This window comes from Nocardia sp. BMG51109, assembly GCF_000526215.1.
In the GTDB taxonomy this organism is placed as follows: Bacteria; Actinomycetota; Actinomycetes; order Mycobacteriales; family Mycobacteriaceae; genus Nocardia.
Genome location: NZ_JAFQ01000004.1, coordinates 2,917,048 through 2,938,462, shown reverse-complemented (window position 1 = coordinate 2,938,462; position 21,415 = coordinate 2,917,048). Strand labels below are relative to the sequence as shown.

The 21,415-nt window shown below is 70.6% G+C and carries 22 protein-coding genes; 5 read left to right on the top strand and 17 right to left on the bottom strand.

The features are described from left to right. Positions 1 to 16: 16 nt before the first annotated feature. Positions 17 to 940, top strand: coding sequence for an NADP-dependent oxidoreductase (locus tag D892_RS0114825; protein ID WP_024801987.1), 924 nt, complete (start codon positions 17 to 19; stop codon positions 938 to 940). Positions 941 to 1,013: 73 nt separating this feature from the next. Here D892_RS0114825 and D892_RS0114820 read toward each other — a convergent pair whose 3' ends face one another. The 7 genes from D892_RS0114820 to hemL form a co-directional block, all read right to left on the bottom strand. Continuing rightward, a complete protein-coding gene (locus tag D892_RS0114820; RefSeq protein ID WP_036567060.1) occupies positions 1,014 to 1,652 on the bottom strand; it encodes a hypothetical protein in 639 nt (212 codons plus the stop codon). Between the two features lie 4 nt (positions 1,653 to 1,656). After that, a complete protein-coding gene (gene ccsB / locus D892_RS0114815; protein ID WP_024801985.1) occupies positions 1,657 to 2,628 on the bottom strand; it encodes a c-type cytochrome biogenesis protein CcsB in 972 nt (323 codons plus the stop codon). Between the two features lie 2 nt (positions 2,629 to 2,630). Beyond that, positions 2,631 to 4,322, bottom strand: a complete 1,692-nt coding sequence (locus tag D892_RS0114810; RefSeq protein ID WP_024801984.1) for a cytochrome c biogenesis protein ResB — start codon at positions 4,320 to 4,322, stop codon at positions 2,631 to 2,633. 1 nt (position 4,323) lies between these two features. Further along, positions 4,324 to 5,160 carry a cytochrome C biogenesis protein CcdA gene (locus D892_RS0114805; RefSeq protein WP_036567058.1) on the bottom strand — a complete coding sequence of 279 codons (837 nt, stop codon included), beginning with the start codon at positions 5,158 to 5,160 and terminating at the stop codon, positions 4,324 to 4,326. Between the two features lie 211 nt (positions 5,161 to 5,371). Next, positions 5,372 to 5,950 carry a TlpA disulfide reductase family protein gene (locus tag D892_RS0114800; RefSeq protein WP_036568876.1) on the bottom strand — a complete coding sequence of 193 codons (579 nt, stop codon included), beginning with the start codon at positions 5,948 to 5,950 and terminating at the stop codon, positions 5,372 to 5,374. Positions 5,951 to 6,075: 125 nt separating this feature from the next. Then, positions 6,076 to 6,681, bottom strand: coding sequence for a histidine phosphatase family protein (locus tag D892_RS0114795; protein ID WP_051499686.1), 606 nt, complete (start codon positions 6,679 to 6,681; stop codon positions 6,076 to 6,078). 158 nt (positions 6,682 to 6,839) lie between these two features. Continuing rightward, positions 6,840 to 8,171 (bottom strand): glutamate-1-semialdehyde 2,1-aminomutase, encoded by a 1,332-nt coding sequence (gene hemL / locus D892_RS0114790; RefSeq protein WP_024801980.1) that lies wholly within the window; start codon positions 8,169 to 8,171, stop codon positions 6,840 to 6,842. Positions 8,172 to 8,563: 392 nt separating this feature from the next. On the opposite strand from hemL, the gene D892_RS0114785 reads away from it, so the two are divergent. Next, positions 8,564 to 8,950: a hypothetical protein gene (locus tag D892_RS0114785; RefSeq protein ID WP_024801979.1), complete on the top strand. Its 387-nt coding sequence runs from the start codon at positions 8,564 to 8,566 to the stop codon at positions 8,948 to 8,950. Between the two features lie 10 nt (positions 8,951 to 8,960). On the opposite strand, the gene D892_RS0114780 is transcribed toward D892_RS0114785, so the two are convergent. The 5 genes from D892_RS0114780 to hemB all read right to left on the bottom strand — a co-directional run bounded on the left by D892_RS0114780 (position 8,961) and on the right by hemB (position 11,968). After that, positions 8,961 to 9,209, bottom strand: a complete 249-nt coding sequence (locus D892_RS0114780) for a hypothetical protein (RefSeq protein WP_024801978.1) — start codon at positions 9,207 to 9,209, stop codon at positions 8,961 to 8,963. Between the two features lie 248 nt (positions 9,210 to 9,457). Beyond that, positions 9,458 to 9,694, bottom strand: coding sequence for a hypothetical protein (locus D892_RS0114775; protein ID WP_156959512.1), 237 nt, complete (start codon positions 9,692 to 9,694; stop codon positions 9,458 to 9,460). Next, complete coding sequence (locus tag D892_RS0114770) at positions 9,691 to 10,206, bottom strand: hypothetical protein (protein WP_024801976.1); 516 nt, start codon at positions 10,204 to 10,206, stop codon at positions 9,691 to 9,693. The genes D892_RS0114775 and D892_RS0114770 overlap by 4 nt, the downstream gene beginning before the upstream one ends. Before the next feature lie 269 nt (positions 10,207 to 10,475). Continuing rightward, complete coding sequence (locus D892_RS0114760) at positions 10,476 to 10,994, bottom strand: hypothetical protein (RefSeq protein WP_024801975.1); 519 nt, start codon at positions 10,992 to 10,994, stop codon at positions 10,476 to 10,478. Further along, the gene (hemB, locus tag D892_RS0114755) at positions 10,991 to 11,968 is read right to left on the bottom strand and encodes a porphobilinogen synthase (RefSeq protein WP_024801974.1); all 978 of its coding nucleotides are present in this window, start codon (positions 11,966 to 11,968) and stop codon (positions 10,991 to 10,993) included. Before hemB ends, D892_RS0114760 begins: the two co-directional genes overlap by 4 nt. A 354-nt stretch (positions 11,969 to 12,322) precedes the next feature. Between hemB and D892_RS41185 the strand changes: the two genes are divergently transcribed. Together D892_RS41185 and D892_RS0114745 are read left to right on the top strand one after the other, a co-directional pair. Beyond that, positions 12,323 to 13,156, top strand: coding sequence for a tetratricopeptide repeat protein (locus D892_RS41185; protein ID WP_024801973.1), 834 nt, complete (start codon positions 12,323 to 12,325; stop codon positions 13,154 to 13,156). A 357-nt stretch (positions 13,157 to 13,513) separates the two neighbouring features. Then, positions 13,514 to 13,786, top strand: coding sequence for a hypothetical protein (locus tag D892_RS0114745; RefSeq protein ID WP_024801972.1), 273 nt, complete (start codon positions 13,514 to 13,516; stop codon positions 13,784 to 13,786). Positions 13,787 to 14,191: 405 nt separating this feature from the next. Here the strand turns inward: D892_RS0114745 and D892_RS0114740 are convergent, their stop codons facing one another. The 5 genes from D892_RS0114740 to D892_RS0114720 form a co-directional block, all read right to left on the bottom strand. After that, on the bottom strand, positions 14,192 to 15,754 hold the full coding sequence (locus D892_RS0114740; protein WP_024801971.1) for a bifunctional uroporphyrinogen-III C-methyltransferase/uroporphyrinogen-III synthase: 1,563 nt from the start codon (positions 15,752 to 15,754) through the stop codon (positions 14,192 to 14,194). Positions 15,755 to 15,830: 76 nt separating this feature from the next. Further along, entirely contained in the window at positions 15,831 to 16,952 is a 1,122-nt protein-coding gene (hemC, locus tag D892_RS0114735) for a hydroxymethylbilane synthase (protein WP_084161076.1), read from the bottom strand. A gap of 103 nt (positions 16,953 to 17,055) precedes the next feature. After that, a complete protein-coding gene (locus D892_RS0114730; RefSeq protein WP_024801969.1) occupies positions 17,056 to 18,474 on the bottom strand; it encodes a glutamyl-tRNA reductase in 1,419 nt (472 codons plus the stop codon). Beyond that, positions 18,471 to 19,382: a redox-sensing transcriptional repressor Rex gene (locus tag D892_RS41180; RefSeq protein WP_024801968.1), complete on the bottom strand. Its 912-nt coding sequence runs from the start codon at positions 19,380 to 19,382 to the stop codon at positions 18,471 to 18,473. Before D892_RS41180 ends, D892_RS0114730 begins: the two co-directional genes overlap by 4 nt. Positions 19,383 to 19,652: 270 nt before the next feature. Continuing rightward, the gene (locus tag D892_RS0114720) at positions 19,653 to 19,913 is read right to left on the bottom strand and encodes a glutaredoxin family protein (protein WP_024801967.1); all 261 of its coding nucleotides are present in this window, start codon (positions 19,911 to 19,913) and stop codon (positions 19,653 to 19,655) included. A 220-nt stretch (positions 19,914 to 20,133) separates the two neighbouring features. Between D892_RS0114720 and D892_RS0114710 the strand changes: the two genes are divergently transcribed. Next, the gene (locus D892_RS0114710) at positions 20,134 to 21,171 is read left to right on the top strand and encodes an HAD-IB family hydrolase (RefSeq protein ID WP_024801966.1); all 1,038 of its coding nucleotides are present in this window, start codon (positions 20,134 to 20,136) and stop codon (positions 21,169 to 21,171) included. Positions 21,172 to 21,415 lie beyond the last annotated feature (244 nt).

Below are 21,415 nucleotides of genomic sequence, written 5' to 3'. Positions count from 1 at the left end.
CGCGTTGGCCCGACATATGAAAGCGATCATTGCCCACGGCTACGGTGACCCCGACGTGCTCGAGTTCGGCGAGCTTCCGACGCCCAAGGTGGGGCCGGATCAGGTACTGGTCCGGGTGCGGGCGGCCGGTGTGAATCCGGTCGATTGGAAGGTGCTCGCCGGATATCTGGATCCGATGATGTACGTCCATTTCCCGCTGATTCCGGGGTGGGACGTCGCGGGCGTGGTCGAGCAGGTCGGCCTGGACGTTCCCGAGTTCCAGGTCGGGGACAAGGTAATGGGCTATGTCCGGCGCGACGAGGTGCAGCACGGCACCTACGCCGAACTGGTCTCCGCACCGGCGCGCACGCTCGCACGCAAGCCGGCGGCGCTGAACTGGCAGCAGGCGGCGGGCCTGCCGCTCGCCGGGCTCACCGCGTACCGGTCCCTGGAACGGGTCGGTCTCGCCGCCGATGAGACCGTGCTCGTCCACGCCGCGGCCGGTGGCGTCGGTTCGCTCGCCGTGCAGATCGCGGTCGCGCGCGGCGCCCGCGTGATCGGCACCGCCAGCGAACGCAACCACGATTTCCTGCGCTCCCTCGGCGCCGAACCGGTCACCTACGGCGACGGTCTGGCCGACCGGGTACGGGCACTATCGCCCGAAGGCATCGACGCCGCCGTCGATTTCGCGGGCAGCGGCGTGATCGATATTTCCCAACAGCTCCTGCGGGACCGATCCAGGATCGCCTCCATCACCGACAACTCGGTCGGCGACAAGGGCGGCCACGTCGTCTGGGTCCGCCCGTCCGGCACGGACCTCGCCACACTCGCAGACCTCGCCGATACCGGTCAGCTCACGGTCCCGATCGACACCGTCCTCCCCCTGTCCGAGGCCGCCCGTGCCCTCGACCTGAGCAAGGAGGGCCGCACCCGAGGCAAGATCGTCCTCGACGCCTCCTGATCGCCGAGCGTGTCGTGGTGGCGGCAAACGTCGCTGATTCCCGCCACCACGACACACTCACGTTGGGCCGTATTCAGAGGTGGTCAAGGTCTTCTCGTTGCCAGAGACCTTGCACGCCAGGGAGTTCGGAGAGATAGGAGGCGACCTCGGCCCGGCCCCAGCCGTGCGATTCGCGGAGACCGGCGGCCAGCATGGAGAGATAGTGCGGCGTCGGTTCGTTCAGCTCGACGGTCTCGGGATCCCACGGCGAGGTGAACGTCAGCACGGGAACATCGCCCAGATCCGCGACGTGAAGCAAGGTTTCGTAGCGCCCGTCCCCCAGCCGCACCACCCCCTTACCGACGACCTCATCGAGATCCAGATCGGGGGTAGCGCCCGGCGCCCGGTGCATCTCTTGCGCGAGTAGGTCATCGAACTGCTGAACAGTCAGCAGATACCCTCGCGCGGCCGCCCCCACCGGCCACTCCGCAGCAGGCCGGTGCGCATAGAACGCGATACCACCCGTCCAAACCGGGCTTTCCCAAGCGAAATACACGGTGCCGGGCAGTGTCAGCGGCCGCGTCGCCAGGGGTGGCGTGGAATCACGAAACCCCGGATAGGTCCGCGGTGTCCCCGGCGGGTTACCGCCCTCGCGGTAATAGGAAAAACGCCGCTCGAAGAGATTGGACCCATAGGCGGCGTACCACACATGAGACCGGCCCGCCGTCGGCATGGGATCAGTTGAGCCCCGCGTAGCTGTGCAACCCGCTCACCACGATGTTGATGATGAACAGGTTGAACAGCATCGCCACGAACCCGGCGACGTTGATCCACGCCGCCTTGGTGTCGCGCCAGCCCGACGTCGCGCGGGCGTGGAGGTAGGCGGCGTAGACGACCCAGGCGATGAAGGAGACGGTTTCCTTCGGGTCCCAGCCCCAGAAGCGGCCCCAGGCGGATTCGGCCCAGATGGCGCCGAGAATGACGCCGGTGCCGAACAGGGGGAAGCCGACGATGGTGGTCTTGTAGGCGAGGCGGTCCAGGGTGCGGGCGTCGGGGAGGCGGCGGGCCAGGGCACCGAGGATGTTCGTGGACTCCTCGCCCTCGGGCTGGCGCAGCCGGAACAGGAACAGCAGGCTCGCCACGCCGGAGAGCATGAAGATGCCGCTGCCGACGCTGACGACCGTGACGTGGATGGGCAGCCAGTACGACTTCAGCGCCGGAACCACCGGGGCCGCTTCGGCATACAGCACCTGGCCCGCCAGGAACATCAGGATCAGCACCGGCGCCAGCAGGAAGACCCACATCGGGCGGTAGCGCCGCTCGTGGATGAACACCAGACCCGTCACCACGGCGGCGGCCGTGGCCATGGTGATGAACTCGTACATGTTCCCCAGGGGGAACCGGTGAGTGGCGAAGCCGCGCAACACGATCGACACCAGATGCAGGCCGGTCGCGACGAACAGCACCGCGAACGCCATATTGCCGAACCGCTCCGGCAGCGACCGCGCAGGGCGCTCCTCGACTCGCCCGGGCACCGACGGCCCGTCCCCGGAACCGCCCCCGACGGTGACGAGTTCGCGCTCGGACGTCTCGCGGCTGCGCGCCGACGCGTACTGCACGATGAGCATCGCCAGCACCAGGACGTAGATGACGAACGCCGTCTTGAAGGCCAGATTGCTGTATCCGGTGAGAGTTTCGTCGATCGGCATGTTCACTCTCTCGTGCTTTCGGTCCGCGCGGTGGGGTGGTCCGTGGTGTTGTCCAGCAGCCGTTCCCGCAGGCGGTCGAATTCGCCGCCCCAACCGGCCTGGTCGGTGCGGGCGAGGCCGCCCATCTCTACTACGGTACGTCGTTCATCGCCGGACGAGGAGTCCGGGTAGGCGCGCAGCCAGATCCGGCGGCGCTTCACCAGCAGCGACACCAGCAGTCCCGCCATCATCGTCAGGGCACTGGCAAGGACCCAGCCCTGCGCGGGATCGTGCGAGACCTGCAGATTCGCGTACTGCTCGGCGCCGTCGAAGGTCACCTTGGTGCCGTCGGACAGGGTGGCCGATTCGCCCGGCCGCATATTCACCCGTTGCTCCTTGGCCAACCGGCCCTGCTTGATCATCTCCGTATCCAGCGCGAACAGCGACTGCGCGCGGCCGGTGTCCAGGCCGGTCTCGCCGCGGTAGATGTCGATGGCCACCGCGGGATCGGTCGGCGCCGGATACGACGAGGTCAGCAAGTTGCCGTGGAGCAGGGCGGTCGGCGCGAACAGGCCGTCGATCGCGATCTGATGCTTGCGGCGTTCCTGTTCGCTGCCGAACATGCCCCCGGGCGGGTCGAAGCGCATGACACCGCTGGACAGGAACGTCGTCGCGTCCTCGGGCCGCCACTGCACGGTCTGGGTGCGGGTCCGGCCGTCGGGGTAGGTGACGGTGAAGGTCGGCGCGTAGCCGTGGCCCTGCAGGTACACCCGGTCGCCCGAGACGCGCAGCGGGTGGTTCACCTGAATCGTGGTGTCCCGCCAGGTGTCATCGGCGAGGTCGGCGCCGGCCTGATAGGAGATGTCCGCCGTGAACATCTCGGCCTGGCCGTTGGACAGGTAGTCGGCCCGGAAGTCCTTGACCCGCACGCACAGCGGCGCCAGTCCGGTGCCGTCGTTGACCCGCCCGGCGGTGAAGGAATCGAAGGCGGCCGTGGATGTGGTGCACAGGCCCGGCCCGTCGCCGGCGACGACGATGGCGCTGCCCTCGTACCCGAACAGCCGTCCGACCGCGATCGCCACCAACAGCGCGACCAGCGCGAGATGGAAGACCAGATTGCCCAGTTCGCGGACGTAACCCTTCTCGGCCGACAGCGTGACTTCCTCGACGGCGCCTTCCCCGACGGCGCCGCCCGCGACAGCGGACCGCTCCGCCCGGCGCTCCATCACCCGCCAGCCGCGAAGCTCCCTGCGAGCCTTGGCGACGACGTCCTCGGCCGAGTCGGTGACGGTGGTCGAATAGTGGTGCGGCAGCCGGGTCAGATTGCGCGGCGCCTTGACCGGCGGTGTGCGCCACGCCTTGTAGTGGTCGAACACCCGGGGCACGATGCAGCCCACCAGCGAGACGAACAGCAGCACGTAGACCGCGGTGAACCAGGAACTGGAGAACACGTCGAACAGCTGCAGCCGATCCATCCACGGCCCCAGGAAACCCCGGTCGGCGATGTATTTATCGACCTTCTGCTCGTTGAGGTTTCGCTGCGGCAGCAGCGCGCCGGGGATGGCCGCCAGGGCCAGCAGGAACAGCAGCATCAGCGCGGTGCGCATGCTGGTGAGCCCGCGCCAGGTGTTGCGCAGCAGCGCCAGGACGCGGCGCGGCGGCGACTGGCGAGGCGGGCGGGCCGGGGCGGGAGCGGGGGTCATCGTTGCTGTCATGTCAGATCGGCAATGTCACCTGAGAGACGAATACGGTACGCACCCACCCGACGAACTGATCCCACAGGCCGGTGACCAGCGCGATGCCGACGGCGACGAGCAGGATCCCCCCGATCACCTGGATGGTGCGCGAATTGCGGCGCAGCCGGCCGACCCCGCGCAGCGCGCTGGCCGACCCGAACGCCAGGATCACGAACGGCAGGCCGAGGCCCAGGCAGTACGCGACGATCAGCACCACACCACGGGCGGCGGTGCTGCCTTCGGTGCCGGCGGACACGGCCATCACGCCGGACAGTGTCGGGCCCAGGCACGGCGTCCAGCCGAGCGCGAACACCGCGCCCAGCAGGGGCGCCCCGAGGACACCGGTGAGCCGGCGCGGATGCATCCGGGTGTCGCGCTGCAACGCCGGGATCAGCCCGAGGAACACCAGCCCCATCACGATGGTGACGACGCCGCCGATGCGTTGCAGCAGTTCGCGATTCACGTTGAGGGTCTGGATGAGGCCGAAGACGGTCGCCGACGCCAGCACGAATACGACCGTGAATCCGGCGACGAACAGCCCCGCCGCCCCGGCGACCCGCAGCCGCCCGGACCTCTCCACCCGCGTCCGCTGCGTTCCGGTCGCCTCGGCCACGGTGACCGGCGGCGCCTCGGCCCCGACCAATCCGGCGAGATACGACAGATATCCGGGCACCAGGGGCACCACGCACGGCGAGGCGAACGACACCAGCCCGGCCAGCAGGCAGGCACCCAGCGCCAGCAGCAGCGGCCCGGTCGCCGCCGCCTGCTGGAACGAATCTCCCACCGCCGCATAGACGTTCACGGTCACCGTGCCCACCCCCGCACGATTGCGTCCCCACACCGCGGCGGGACTCCGGCCGCCCGAGCCGGGTGCCGGAACGCGCGGTCGATGCGCGAGGGCGCGTGCGCCACGGAACGCGCGCCCACCGATACAGCGCTCCCGCAACAGATCTCACGGCGTCGCGCACCCGCGAAGCGCACGGAAGAGGTGCCGCCGTGCCTGGTCGACAACGCCGAGGAGTCCGATCTCACTGAGCGCCCTCCGCGGCGATCCGATCGACGACCGGTTGCAGATCCTGGGCGAGCAGGGAGCGGAGGAAGACCGCGGCGACCCGGTGTTGCCGGTCGAGGATGAGGGTGGTGGGGATGACGCTGGTGGGGAACTTTCCGCCGAGGGCGAGCAGCGTGCGCATCTCCGGGTCGTAGATCGACGGGTAGCCGACGTGGAAGTCGGTGACGAAGTCCTGTGCCTTGTCGCGCTGCGGATCGCGGACGTTGATGCCCAGGAACGCGACACCCCGGTCCTTGGACTGCTCGTAGACCTGTTCCAGCGCCTCCGCCTCGGCGCGGCACGGGCCGCACCACTGGCCCCACAGGTTCAGCACCACAACCTGATTCGGAAAGTTGTCGACCGAGACCGACTTACCGGGCGTCATCAGGTCGGGACCGGACAGCTTGCCGATGGTGCCCCGCGTCTCGGGCGGATCGTAGAAGATATCGGTCTTACCGCCGGGCGAGACGAAATCGAAGGTGCCGCTGGAGACCACCGCGTCCTTACCGGTGGAGCAGCCCGCCAGCGCCGCCACCAGCGCGACACACGCGACCAGTACCGCCGGCGGCCATCCGGTTCGGCGCGGGCGCGACGATACCCGGCCCCGGACGGCCGCGCGGCCCGGCACGGACTCCGTCACCGCGACAGCGCGCCCGCCACCTTCCTCGCGCGCCCGGCCGTTCACGCCCCGGCCACCCGCGGATCCGATCCCCCGGCGGGCTCGGAGTACACGATATCGATGAGCGTATCGCCCTGGTACACAAGCGAAGTCACGGAGGCGAGCGAGCACTGCCGATGCCGCGGATCGTGCCACAGCCGCTTGCCCTCCAGGAAGCGGCGCAGCGTCCACACCGGCAGCTGATGCGAGACCAGCACCGCCTCGTGTCCGGCCGCCTCCACCCGGGCCTTGTTCACGGCGGCCAGCATCCGGTGCGCGATCTGCAGGTACGGCTCGCCCCACGAGGGCGTGAACGGGTCGCGCAGCTTCCACCAGTGCCGCGGCTTGCGCAGCGCACCGTCGCCGACCGACACCCGCAGCCCCTCGAAGGTGTTGCCCGCCTCGATCAGGTTGTCGTCGGTGCGCACGACCACGCCGTGCTGGATCGCGATGGGTTCCGCGGTCTCCTGCGCGCGCTGCAGCGGCGAGGCCACCACCAGCGACAGGTCGTGATCGGCCAGCGACCGGGCCACGGCCGCGGCCTGCGACCGGCCCGACACCGACAGGCTGAAGCCGGGCAGGCGGCCGTACAGGATGCCTTTCGGATTGTGCACCTCGCCGTGCCGCATGACGTGCACGATCGTCTCGGTGTCCGAGGCGACGTGCACGGGCAGCGACGGTGTCGCACCGGTGCCGGCGTCGGTCCCGTGGGCGGGGGCGTCGGCCGGGCGGGACGATATCGGGGCAGAGCTCGCGACGAGATCTGAGGCGAGCTGTTCGGGTTCGCTCACGCGCTGGATCCTTCGGGTGTGGCGGCCGCCGCGGCCGCCGCGGCGGCGGGCAGGGCGGCGGCGATACGGGCGAATGCGTCCTCGTCGAGCGCGGTGGAGACGAACCAGCACTCGAACGCGCTCGGCGGCGGATACACGCCGCGCTCGAGTAGGGCATGGAAGAACGGCGGGAAGCGCCAGGTCTCGCTGGCCTTGGCGGCGGCATAGTCGGTCACCGGGCGATCGGCGAAGAACACGCTCACCATATTGCCCGCGAACTGGACGACGTGGGCGACACCGGCTGCGGTGAGGGCCTCGGTGATCAGGGTGCGCAGCCGCTCCGCGTTGCGGTCCAGCGTGGCGTAGGCCGCGTCGTCGGCGGCCCGCAGCGTCGCCAGGCCCGCGGCCATGGCGACCGGATTCCCGGACAGCGTGCCCGCCTGGTACACCGGCCCGACCGGGGCGAGCCGGTCCATGACGTCGGCGCGGCCGCCGAACGCCGCCGCCGGCAGGCCGCCGCTCATCACCTTGCCGAATGTGTACAGGTCGCCCGCGACGCCGTCGAGGCCGTACCAGCCGGCCGGGCTCACCCGGAAACCGGTCATCACCTCGTCCATGATCAGCAGCGCCCCGTGCGCGGTGGTGAGTTCGCGCAGGCCGGCGTTGAATCCGGGGGCCGGCGGGACCGCGCCCATGTTGCCCGCGGCCGCCTCGGTGATCACGCAGGCGATCTCGCCCGGGTTCTCGGCGAACGCGGCGGCGACGGCGTCGAGGTCGTTGTAGGGCAGCACGATGGTGTCGGCGGCCTGCGCACCGGTGACGCCCGGGGAGGTCGGCAGGCCCAGCGTCGCTACGCCCGAGCCGGCATCGGCCAGCAGCGCGTCCACATGCCCGTGGTAGCAGCCGGCGAACTTGATGATCTTGCTCCGGCCGGTGTACCCGCGCGCCAGCCGGACCGCGCTCATGGTGGCCTCGGTACCGGAGTTGACCAGCCGCACCCGCTGCACCGGATCGACCCGCGCGGCGATGGCCTCGGCCAGCTCGATCTCCGATTCGGCCGGCGCACCGAACGACAGCCCGCCGCTCGCGGCCCGCTGCACCGCCTCCACCACCGCCGGATGGGCGTGGCCGAGGATCATCGGCCCCCACGAGCCCACCAGATCCACCAGATCGTTGCCGTCGGCATCGGTGAGCAGGCAGCCGCGCCCCGAGGCGATGAACCGCGGCGTGCCGCCCACGGATTTGAAGGCCCGCACGGGCGAGTTCACGCCGCCGGGAATGATCTCGGTGGCACGGTCGAAGAGGCGAGCGGAAATCGGCACGGGGACGGCGCGAGGAGAAGAACTCACGGCCTCCAGTGTCGCAGCCGAACTCCGACCGGTCGACGACAGGGTGTAGTTGGGTGAGCGACCGCACACGATCGAGCCGCTGCCCAGGTCATCGCCCATGGGGCGGCGGGCACGAAGGACCGGGAACTCGCCGGGCCGGGGTGGGCCGGGGCGAAGATCACCTGTGCGGTATGCGCTCCGGCCGACAAGTCGAATGGGGCGGAGACCCCCGAACGGGGCGGAGACTCGAGACGCGTTGCCGGAAAGAGCGTTTGCCCGCGAGCACCCGCCGGGCAGTCGCGGCCCGCGCGAACCGCAACACGCCGGATCATCTTTTCCCCGATATGAATCGCCGAACGATTGCCGGTACGTAGGCTCGACGGCACGACTCGTCCACGGCCGGGAGGGATTTCATGCGAAACGTCCTGCTCAGCACCGTCCTGCTCACCGCCGGGGCCGCGGCCGCGGTCTGCGGCGCGGGCCAAGCCGCGGCGGGCGTCCCGGTTGCCCAGCCCGATCAGGGGCGGGTCGGGATGACCCTGTCCCACCAGGAGACCACCGCCCTGGCCGAGGGCCCGGTTCCGGCACTGGTCACCAAGGTGGTCCCGCCGAGCCGGATGGGTGCGGCCCTGCAGCCCGACACCCAGCTCTACCGCGACGACGACGGCAACGTGCACGCCTCGCTGCGCCAGGTGATCGGGGAGGCCGCCGACCGCCCCGACGGCAATGTGACGGTCTATCTCAACGCACCCGGCACGCACGGCTCCCGGGTGCTCGACATCTACCAGAACTGGGGCTGAGCCGACCCGGTCACGACAGCGGGATACCGAGGCAGAACACTGCCCAACCCGTCGTCAGCAGGCAGTTCAGCGGGTTCGGCAGCACGTCGAGCAGTGCGGACTCCGCCACAGCGGGAGCGGAGGCGGACTCGACAGCCGGCGACGCGGATACGAAACCGGCGGCGGACCCATCGACGGCCGAGCCGACGGCGGCCGAGCCGACCACCCCGGCCGCCAGCACCGTGCGGGCGGCACGTCTCGCAAGATCTGTGCGCTTCATACGACCCGATTGTCCGCCCGTTCGGAGAGCCTGTCCGCCGGCTCGGGCGACACCCGAAGGATGTCGGCGCGCCACGCCGCGTCGTTCTCGATCGCGACAGTGACCCGTCCAGCCACAGCGCCCCGTCCGGCCGGATCGCGAACCGGCGGCCCATTCGACCTGATCGTCACCGATAACCGACCCGACGCCGACAGTGCCCCCGACGCCGACAGCGACCGTGGCGCGCCGGCGGCGAACGAACCGGACGTTCAGCGCGACCGGGCGCAGCGCGCCACCAGATCGATGACGGCCAGCCCCGCCACCGCCACCAGCACGGTGGCCGACCCGAGCCAGGGACCGGAGTAGCGGGTGGCCGTGAAGCCCGGCAGTTCGTCCGCCGCGGCGAGGGCGACGGTGCTGGTCCCGTTCCGCCAGACCGGCACGACCGCCGCGAGACACAGCACCAACAGCACCAGGTCGACCACGATCCACAGCCGGCGCATCACCGGACGTCCTCCTCGGCCTCGGATTCGGGACCCGGCAACCGCTCCAGCGCGGCGGTCAACTCCGCCCGCAACCGGCGATGGTCACGGGCCCACGCCTGCACCAGGCCGCCGCCGTCGCGCAATTTCAGCCCGATGCCCTTGCGCCGGCGCGGCACACCGCTCAGCTCGCCCAGCGCCCGGGCCGATTGCCAGTCCTCGTCGTCCCAGGACTCCTCGTCGGGCTCGGGCAATACCTGATCGATCCGGCTCAGCGGCAGGGTCTCGGTGCCCTCGCGCAGCGTGCTGCCGGTCAGTTCGACGCTGACATGCCGCCGACCGGCCACGACCTGCAAATACACGAAACCGGCCAGCAGCGCGGCACAGAATCCCAGCCCGAACCAGTGCACCTGCCCCCGCAGCACGAGTTCCAGCAGCAGGACGGCCAGGCACAGCAGCGGACCGTAGGCGACCGTGCGCCAACGGGCACCCGGCTCGGCGAACAGCACCGTAGGCGCGGTCTGGGCTTCGTTCATACGGCGGAGGTCAGCCGACCGCCCCCGGGAGCAACAGGACGGCGAGGGTGAGCAATCCGAACAGGATCAGCAGGCTCACGACCAGTACGTCCCGCCGAAGGCTTTGCGGCTGCTGAATGACCACGCGCATCGTTGCTCCGCTCCACCGGAGCCGTCCGCATAAAGCGACCTCGGAGAACAACGTCCGAGAAACGACTTCCGGTTCCCAAATCCTCTGTGACTGCTCTCACGATACATCCTGATCTACTCGCAACAAACTCCGAGTATTTTCACCGCGCATTCGTCCGGAAGAAAGTATCGGATTCGCTTCTGCGGCACAGAAACAGCGCGCCACCCGCCAGGACGGCCTGCAGGATCGCCACCGCGCCGGTGACCATCGCGACGACGCCCTGAATTCCGCCCAGGCCGATCATCGTCCCGATCGCGCCGAACACCAGCACCGCGGCCGCCACGTCCAGCAGCGTCCGCGCCCACAGCCGGCCGCGGCGCAGCTGGTGCACCACCGCCAGGGCACCGACGGCCAGCGCCAGCCCGAACACCACCATCAGCACCTGCATCACCGACACCACCAGCTCGACCTGCGCGAGCGAGGCTTCGGGCTGCTGCGCGCGCACCTGGTCGAAAAGGTCCTTCGCGAGCTGACGCCGGTTGAGGAACCGGTCCACGGCACCCGCGATCAGCCGCACCACGCCGAGGCCGATGACGGCCCACCACAACTGGCAGGCGGTATGGACATCCGGCGGCGTGTTGGCCGGCTCCGGGTGCCCCGGCGGACTCCACTGGTTCACGACAGCCAGTGCGCGGCCTCGGTAGCCCAGTAGGTGAGCACGAAGTCCGCGCCCGCCCGGCGGATACCCACCAGCGATTCCAGTACGGCGGCGCGACGGTCGATCCAGCCGCGCTCGGCGGCGCCGGTGATCATCGCGTATTCGCCGGAGATCTGATATGCGGCCACCGGCACCGGCGAGTGGTCGGCGACGTCGCGCAGGATGTCCAGGTAGGACATGGCCGGCTTCACCATCACGATGTCGGCGCCCTCGGCCAGGTCCAGGTCCAGTTCGCGCAGCGCCTCCCGGCGGTTGGCCGGATCCTGCTGATAGGTGCGGCGGTCGCCCTGCAGCGAGGAGGCGACGGCCTCGCGGAACGGCCCGTAGAACGCCGAGGAGTACTTCGCGGCGTAGGCGAGGATGCCGGTGTCGGTGCGACCGGCGGCGTCCAGGCCGGCCCGGATCACACCCACCTGGCCGTCCATCATGCCGCTGGTGCCGAGCAGGTCGGCGCCCGCCTCGGCCTGGGCCAGCGCCATGTCGACATAGCGTTCGAGGGTGGCGTCGTTGTCGACGGCACCGTCGGGCGACAGCACGCCGCAGTGGCCGTGGTCGGTGAATTCGTCCAGGCAGGTGTCGGCCATGACCACCGTCGAATCGCCCACCTCCTCGGCGAGGGCGCGCAGGCCGCGGTTGAGAATGCCGTCCGGCGCGGCGGCCTGGCTGCCGGTCGGGTCCTTGTCCTCCGCGCGGGGCACGCCGAACAGCATCAGCCCGCCGACCCCGGCGGTGACGGCCGCCACGGCCGCCTTGCGCAGCGAATCCAGCGTGTGCTGATGAACGCCCGGCATGGAACCGATCTCGCGCGCCTCCGCCAGTCCGTCGGCGACGAACATCGGCAGCACCAATTGCCTTGGCTCCAACGTGGTTTCGGCGACGAGGCGACGCAGTGCGGGGGTACGACGCAACCGCCGCGGGCGGTCCATTCCGGTCATGAACCGCACGATACGCCCCGCTCCCGGGCCTGTCGCGGGCACCTCCGGCACACCTCTCGGACGAGATCGGCCACGCGGACGAAGGCCGGGACCGAGGCGAGTCGGTCCGCGCCGTCACGGGGCGCTCGAGTTGTCCGGGGCCGGAATCCCTGCCTGCGGCCGACGGTGTCACGGCCTCGTGGTGCACGGCCGCGAGGGCCGGTACGGTCGGCCACAAGGGGTCAGGGGCGTACGGCAGGCGCTGCTGCCTGATCGAGCGACAGACAAGCACCGCCGCGTAATCGGGTCCACCGTGTGATGAGGCGAAGGTAGGCGCTGCGGGATACTGCGGGTGAGTCGATCCGGGGAGGTGCGGTGTCCGAATCGAGCGAAAGGATCACGCCCGGTCCGAGTCCTGCCCTCCGGGCGCTGCGGGCAGCCGCCGAGGGTGGCGACCGCACCGCGATGGAGATGCTCGCGGAGCGCCTGTGGGATGCGGGCGACCGGGCCGGAACCGAGTCGTGGTTGCGCCGCGCGGCCGATCTCGGCAGTGTGGCCGCGCTCGGCCGGATCGGCGCGCTGGCCTGGCAGGACGGCCGGATCGCCGAGGCCGTGCTGACGCTGGAACAGGCGGCCGCGGCCGGAAATCACGATGCCGCACAGCAACTGGGCATCCTGCACTTGGAGCGCGGCGAGATCGAGGCCGCCGAGTTCTGGCTGCTCCCGGCGGCCGAATCCGGACTGCCCGAGGCGATGTGCAATATGGGCGCGCTCGCCGACCGGCGCGATCAGGCGGCCGAGGCCGAACGCTGGTACGAGCGCGCCGCCCGCGCGGGCGAGCCCACGGCCATGCGCAATCTCGCCGTACGCCTGGCCCGGCGCGGAGAAATCCCCAGGGCCACCGAACTTCTCACCGAGTCCGCCCGGCGCGGTCGCACGGACGCCCTGGCGGTGCTCGGCACCGTCCTGCTCGAATCCGGTGACGAGGCGGCGGCCGAACACTGGTTGCGTCGCGGTGCGGAGTCCGGTGACGCCGAATCCATGCTCCGCCTCGCGAAATTCCTCGACCACTCCGCGCAGCAGGCGTTCCCTCCCGATGGCGCCGCCCACGCCGATCCCCTTGCCGCCCACCAGGAATCCGCCCGCTGGCTCGAACGCGCGGCGGCCCTGGGCCATCCGGGAGCCCTCGACCTGATGCACTGGGACTGACCCACCGCCGCGCCGTCGTATGACACCGCACTGTCACTCGGCAACCGGGAACGGACCCGGCACGACCTGCCTGGCCTCGGTAGCGATACCACCACGAGCGCAACGCAAGCGACGGTCACTCGGGGCCGCGGGACGGAGTGCGCCACGGGCCGACTCACCGGCCGCCGAGCACCGCCGGCGACTACGGTCGTCCACCTTCGCGCGGCCCGAACCCAGCAACCGGCTCACGGGTGGCGGCATCGTCGACCCAGCCACGAAACCTGTGGCAAGCAGCGGATTTTGTCGTCGCGGTGCGGTACAATCGAAGATGTGTTCGAAAGGAATTCGTGAGGATTCCCGAGGCGAGGGGAGGATCTCGTGGCCGCAACCGCACCGACGATCATCGATCGGCCGTATGTCCCGCTGGTGAAAAGTCCGCTGCCACCGGGCCGCCCGCGGTCGTGGTACGTCACCCACAATCGCCGGCTGAAGGCGATGCGCCTGGCGATCGCGCTACTCGATTCCGGGGTCTACCGCGCCGGCCTGGCCGATAACGAAACCATCCGCCACACGGCCGAACTCGTCGGCGTCCGCCCACCGTCCGACAAGACCTGCCGCCTGGTCCGAGACGTAATGCGCGCCCGCCGCTGAAACGAACCAACCGATCAGGTGCCCGTCCGCTGCGAACGGCCGGTCGTCCCACACGGCCGCCCATGCCGTCCCAACGCACTCGGTCCCGCAGCGCGAACCGTTGCGACCACACCCGGGTCGGTCCGGCGCACTCGGTCCCGTGGTGCGGGTCGTTGCGACCGCCGAGGTCGGTCCAGCGGGCTCGGTCCGTGGCGCAGGCCGGCCACCCAAGCTGGTCCAGCGGGCTCGGTCCTGTGGTGCGGGCCGTTGCGTTCGCCCAAGCCGGTCCGGTAAGGCCCCGACGGGCGGAACGAGAAGACAACCGTACGAGGAGAGCGACCTCGGCGGAGACAGGCCAACCGGATTCGGACCGATGAGGGGTCCGAGGCGGTGTGCCGGTGCATGCTCGAGCACCGGCACACCGCCCTAGCGGCTGCGGCGGCTCTTCTTGCGCGGCGGGGGCAGCAGGCCCTCGGCACGCAGGTGCGCGGCGTGTTCGGCCAGCGCGTCGACCAGCGGACCGACCTGGGCCAGCTCGGGCTGCACGTCCACGCGCAGGCCGAATTCGATGGCCGTCTCGGCGGTCTTGGGGCCGATGCAGGCAACGATGGTGCGCGCGTGCGGCTTTCCGGCGATGCCGACCAGATTCCGCACCGTCGACGACGAGGTGAACAGGACCGCGTCGAAGCCGCCGGTCTTGATCATCTCGCGGGTCTCGGCGGGCGGCGGCGAGGCCCGCACCGTCCGGTACGCGGTGACGTCGTCGATCTCCCAGCCGCGGTCGCGCAGACCCTCGGCCAGCGTCTCGGTGGCGATGTCGGCGCGCGGCAACAGGACCCGGTTCACCGGGTCGAAGACATCGTCGTAGGGCGGGAAGTCGGCGAGCAGACCCTCGGAGGACTGCTCACCGCTCGGCACCAGCTCCGGATTGATGCCGAACGAGCGCACCTTGTCGGCCGTGGCCTCGCCGACGCAGGCGATCTTCACACCCGAGAACGCCCGCGCGTCCAGGCCGAATTCGCCGAACTTCTCCCACACCGCGCGCACCGCGTTGGTGGAGGTGAACACCACCCACTGGTAGCGGCCGTCGACCAGGCCCTTCACCGCGCGCTCCATCTGCGCGGGGCTGCGCGGCGGCTCGACGGCGATGGTCGGCACCTCCATCGGAATGGCGCCGTGCATGACGAGCTTCTCGCTCATCTCGCCGGCCTGTTCCTTGGTGCGCGGCACGAGCACGGTCCAGCCGTACAGCGCCCGCGACTCCCACCAGGACATCTTCGACCGCTTCTCGACCTCCTTGCCGACCGTGACGACCAGCGGGCCGACCAGTTCGGAGGCGGCGGAGTTCAGGGTCGCCAGCGTCGCCTCGATGGTGCGCTGCTGGCGGGTGGTGCCGCGGACCGTGACCGCGACCGGCGTCTGCGGCGCCAGGCCGTGCTCCACCAGCGCGCTGGCGGTCTCGGCCAGATGCCCGGAGGTGGCGTGCAGCACCAGCGGCCCCGGCGCGCCGGCGACGGCGGCCCAGTCCACCTCGCCGCGCACATCCACCTCGGTGTGCTTGGAGCCCAGCGCGATTCCCGCATAGGCCGGGACGGTGCTGCCCGACGGCAGGCCGGGCAGCACCTCGAAGGTCATGTGTGAGCGGGTGACCGCGTTGACCTCCGCGATCACCGAATCGGTGGTCAGCGGATCGCCGGAGACCAGCCGGACCACATCGTTGCCGCCGCGGGCCTCCGAGATCAGGGTCTTGGCCACCTCCGCCGGTTCGCCGAGCGCCGGGCGCACGTCGACCGTCGGCTCGCCGTCCGGGCCCGGCTCCACCGCGGCACCGACCAGGGCCGACACGGTCTTGTCGACATCGGGGTCGGTGAACGCCAGCGTTGCCCGCCCGAGGACCTCGCGGGCCCGCACGGTGAGCAGCGCCGGATCACCGGGGCCCGATCCCACGAACAGGATCCGGCCGGGGTGCTTCTTGGTGGCTCGGCTCATGCCCGCACCTCGCTGACGCTCGGTGCCGGCATGCCCGAAGGCGCTGCGCTGATGATTCGCTCGCTGCGCTCGCTCATTAGAGGTTCTCCATTGGGCTGGGATTACTGAAGTCGGAAGCGGCGCTGTGGTCGGCGCCGGATTGGACGCGGGGACCTGCGCCGTCGCGTGGGCCGTCGTCGGCCCCGGCGCTCCCGCCGAGCAGGTCGCGTGCCCCCAGCTCCAAGAGCTCACGCGCCAGCGAGCGGCCCAGCTGCTCGGCCTGTGCGAGCGAGCCGACCGCGGAGGCCCGGATGACATCCGAGCCATCGATCGCCGCCGCGCATCCGCGCAGCGACAGTTCCTCCACCACCCGGCCGTCATCGTCCAGCGACTCGACCACCTCGGCGAGCGCGCCGACCGGCACCGTACAGCCGGCCTCCAGCTCGGCCAGCAGCGACCGCTCGGCCAGCACCGTGACACGGGTGGCGGCATCGTCCAGATCGGACAGCGCGGCCATCAGGCCGATGTCCTCGTTGCGGCATTCGACGGCGAGCGCGCCCTGGGCCGGCGCGGGCAGCAGCTGCACCGGCTCCAGCGCCTCGGTCACCGCGTCGAGCCGCTCGATGCGGGCCAGCCCGGCACGGGCGACGACCACCGCGTCGAGTTCGCCCTCGGCGACCTTGCGCATCCTGGTGTCGAGATTGCCGCGCAGCGGCAGGATCTCCAGACCGAGGCCCAGCGCACGCAGCTGCGCCACGCGCCGCGGGGCCGACGTGCCGACCTTCGCGCCGGGCGGCAGCGCGCCGAGTACCAGGCCGTCGCGGGCGACCACGGCATCGCGCGGATCCTCGCGCACCGGGACAGCGGCGATGGTGAACCTCGGGTCCGGCGCGGTGGGCAGGTCCTTGTAGGAGTGCACCGCGATATCGATGGTGCGGGCGGCCAGTTCGTCACGCAGGGCCGTGGTGAACACCCCGACGCCGATCTCCTCGACCGGATCGGGCGACTTGTCGCCGGCGGTCTTCACGACGACGAGTTCGGCGTGCTGCCCGCTCGCGATCAGCGCGTCACGAACGGTGCCGGCCTGTGTGCGCGCCAACAGACTGCCCCGGGTGCCGATGCGCCACGGCGCGTCGGCGGTGCCTCGTGCGGTCACGTCGTGCTCCTGCACCGATGCCTCGGTCACGAATTCCTCGGTCGTCGTCGTTGTTTCGGTCATGCGCCACCCCCATTGATACGAGCACGGCGCTCCGTGAGGTCCCGCGCGGTCGCGCGTGCCTCCGGCCTCGGCCGGCTCGCCCGCTGCATCGCGGCCTGAACGCTCATGCGGTGTGCCCCTGCCCCTCACCCGGACTGCCCGGTGCGAAGTCGTCGGCCAGCTCGCCCAGGGCCGCGACCTCCATCGGTGTCGCCACCGCCTGGGCCGCGCCGGGCTCGAGCGCGAACAGTTCGCGCAGCGCCTCGGCATAGGTGTCGCCGCCGGGCGTGGAGGCCAGCTGTTTGACCCGCACCGTCGGCGCGTGCAGCAGCTTGTCGACCACCCGGCGCACCGTGCGGGCCACCTCCTGGCGTTCCGGATCGGCGAGGTCGGGCAGCTTGGACTCCAGCCGCAGCAGCTCCGACTCGACCACCTCGGCGGCCCGCCGGCGCAGTGCCGCCACCGTCGGCGTCACCTCCGCCATGCGCTGTCCCGCAAGGTATTTCGCGAGTTCCTCGGCGACGATCGAGCGTGCGGCGCTGGTGTCGTCGGCGGCCGCGCCTGCGGCCGGATCGCGCTGCAGCGTCTCCATATCGATCACGGTGACATCGGGCAGGCCCGCCACCGCCGGGTCGACGTCGCGCGGCAGGCCCAGATCGCAGATCACCATCTGATGGCCCATCCGCGCGGAGTTCAGCGCGCGGTGCGCGTCGGCCAGCGTCACCACCGAGCCGACCGCCCCGGTGCTGGTGATCACGATGTCGGCATCCGCCAGCACGGGGACCAGGCCCGTCAGGTCCGTCGCCGACGCCGAGGCGTCGTGCATGGTGGCGGCGGTGTGGGCCAGCCGTTGCGCCCGCTCCAGCGTCCGATTGACCACGGTGATGTGACCGACCCCGGCGCGCGCCAGATGCGCCACCGCGAGGCCGCCCATCGCGCCCGCGCCGATCACCACGGCCGCGCGCCCGTGCAGCGCGGTGTCGAACGCCGTGCCGTCCTCCCGGTCCGTCGAGAACACCGCGCGGGCGCGATCCAGCGCGACCGACACCACCGAGGCTCCGGCCCGGTCGATCCCGGTCTCGGAATGCACCCGCTTGCCGACCCGGAGTGCGTGCTGGGCCAGTTCGTGCAGGGTGCGCCCGGCCGCCTGCTGCGCATCGGCGGCGGCATATGCGGCGCGGATCTGGCTGAGCACCTGCTGCTCGCCGACCACCAGCGAATCCAGGCCGCTCGCGACCGCGAACAGATGTTCGGCGGCGGCCTCGCTGTAGCGCACGTAGGCGTGCTTGGTCAGCTCGGGCAGCGGCAGCCCGGAATGCTTGGCGAGCAGATCGCCCACCTCGGCCAGGCCGCCGTGGAAGGCGTCGACCACCGCGTAGACCTCCACCCGGTTGCAGGTGGACACGATCATCGCCTCGGAGATGTGCTGCGAGGCCAGCATGCGATCGGTCAGCTTGGGGCGGTCGTCCTCGGTGACGGCGACCTTCTCCAGCACCGCCACCGGTGCGCTGCGATGCGAAATACCGACAAGAAGGACACTCATGGTGCGACCACCGATCCCTTGCTGTTTGGCTCCGTTGCCGAATGCTTGATGCCCACGTGCGACCGGTCCGCCACCCGGCGGCCGATCGGCGTGGGCACCGCGGTCACGGTCTCACCCGCGGCCACGCTGCGCGCCTCGTCCGGCGCCTCTGCGCTGCGCGCCCGTTCGAACGACAGCATCTGCATCTCGACGGCGAGATCGACCCGGCGGATCTCGACCGATGCGGGCGCTTCGAGCGCGGCCGACGAGAAGCTGAGCAGGCAGTGCACGCCGGCGGCGACCAGCTCGTCGCAGACACCCTGCGCGGCCGAATCGGGCACGGTGAGCACGGCGATGGTGGGCGCGAGCTCGGCGACGGCGCCGCGCAGCTCCGCGACATCGCGCACGGCCAGCCCGCTGATCATCTCGCCCACCACGCCCGGATCGGAGTCGAAGATGCCGACCATGCTGAATCCGCGCCGCCGGAAACCGCCGTAACCGACCAGGGCGCGCCCCAGATTCCCGGCGCCGACCAGGATCACCCGGTGCCCCTCGGACAGGCCGAGCACATCCTCGATGCGGGCGTGCAGCTTGGCCACGTCGTAGCCGACCCCGCGGACCCCGTTGGGCCCGAGGAACGACAGATCCTTGCGCAACTTCGCGGAACCGACACCCGCCGCGACAGCCAGTTCCTCACTCGATACGATGAGGACACCCTCGTCGGCGAGCACGGCGAGCACGCGGAGATACGTCGCCAACCGGGTCACCGTCGCCTGCGGGATGTCTTTCTGCTGTGTACGATTGGCGGATTCGCGAGGCCCTTCGTGGTGACGCACATCGTCGGGGGCGCCGGTGGGCCCGCCGACCGCGTCGCTCGAACGCAGAGCCCTGCCGGAGACGCCGCCGGGCGTCTCATGCTGCTCTGTCACGTCGTTCGGCTCCTCGTCCGGCCGGGGATAGGTGTCCGGTTCGCTGTGCACCCGCCGACGCCGGGGCCAAGCGCCGGCTCGGTACCTGGGGTAGGGGCGCATCCACTGCCTCAGCAGTCGGTTCGCGTGTCACCACCGTAACTGCTTGTGAAGCCCTGCACAAAGTCGGTGAATTCAGTCACTCGGCGCGGCGGCCGCACGGGGGCCGCACCCGCCACATTCAACCCGCAAGCAGCGGTCCGATTCCAACTGACGCGCCGGAGGCCGTGTTCAGCGGCCGAGGTCCGCCCGCAACCGGCGCTCGTCGACGTCGAAGTAGCTGTGCTCGCGCCCGTCGAGCAACACCACCGGCAGCCGGTCGCCGAACTCGGCCCGCAGGCCGGGATCGGACGACGCCGCCTCGTCCACGTCCACCGCGGCCGGCTCGATACCGAAGTCCGCGCAGATCAGCCGCAGTTGTTCCAGCGCGATGGTGCACATCCCGCACCCCGCCCGCGTCAACAAGGTCACCGCATGCGTCCCGTCGCTCATATCCTCCATTCAACGCACACTGCCGGACCCGGGCCGAACGCGCACCACCGGACCCGGCCGAACGCGCAGCCGGACCCGGCCGAATACGCACAGCCGGACCCGGCCGAACACGCACAGCCGGACGGGCGCGGCTACGCGATCGAACGTTCGAACACAGCGTCTGGCCGGGCCACACCCTCGGTTAGGGTGGGAGTGTTCGCGCGGACGGGCGGAGGTACTGGTGCCGGAACGATCGAAAGAGGCGAGGACGGGCTTCATCGCGGGCAGATTCGGCGAATTCCCGGCACGCTGGAGCCAGAGCCTGTCCGATCAGCTCACTCGCATCACGCGCAGCCCGTTCGGACCGAGCGAGGAGGAGGTGCGCGCCAACCTCGCCGGCGAGGCCAGCGCCGACGCCGCGCTCGCGCTGCACGATGCGGAACTGGCGGAGACCGACGTCGCCGAACCCGATTCGCCCTTGCCGCCCCATGCCCGCCCACCGCGCGACCTGACCGCGGCCGCATTCTTCGACGTCGACAACACCATGGTGCAGGGCGCCTCGATCGTGCATTTCGCCCGGGGGCTGGCCATGCGCAAGTACTTCAGGACCTCCGATCTGGCCGATATCGCCTGGAAACAGGTGAAATTCCGGGTCACCGGCAAGGAGAACACGGGCGATATGGCCAGCGGTAAGGAGAAGGCGCTCGCGTTCATCGCCGGGCGCTCGACCGCCGAACTGGCCGAACTCGGCGAGGAGATCTACGACGAGATCATCGCCGACAAGATCTGGCCGGGCACCCGGGCGCTGGCCCAGATGCACCTGGACGCCGGCCAGCAGGTGTGGCTGGTCACCGCCACGCCGGTCGAGCTGGCCCAGGTGATCGCCAAGCGGCTGGGGCTGACCGGCGCGCTGGGCACGGTCGCCGAGAGCGTGGACGGCATGTTCACCGGCCGCCTGGTCGGCGACGTCCTGCACGGTCTCGGCAAGGCGCACGCGGTGCGCACCCTGGCCATCCGCGAGGGCCTGAACCTCAAGCGCTGCACCGCCTATTCCGACAGCCACAACGACGTCCCGATGCTGTCGCTGGTCGGCACGTCGGTCGCTATCAACCCCGACTCGGACCTGCGCGAGGTGGCGAAGAACCGCGGCTGGGAGATCCGCGATTTCCGCACCGGCCGCAAGGCCGCCAAGATCGGCGTCCCGACGGCCCTGGCCCTGGGGGCGGCGGGCGGCGCCGCGGCAGCGGTACTCACCCGCAAGCGAGAAGCACAGACCTGACGCCGCGTTCCGCTCCAGCACCCGGAACCGCACCGTCATCCCGGTGTTCGGCAACGCACCGCCATTACGACGCGTGAAACTACACCGTCATCCCGGCATGCTTCGGCTGGCATTCCGGCGTGCTTTGTTGGCCGGAATCCGGCTCGGCGGTGCGGATCCCGGCCGAAGCACGCCCGGGGATGACGGGACCGACACATGCGACGGCGCGGGCCGATACATGCGGCGGGACCTACGGGTGGCGTGG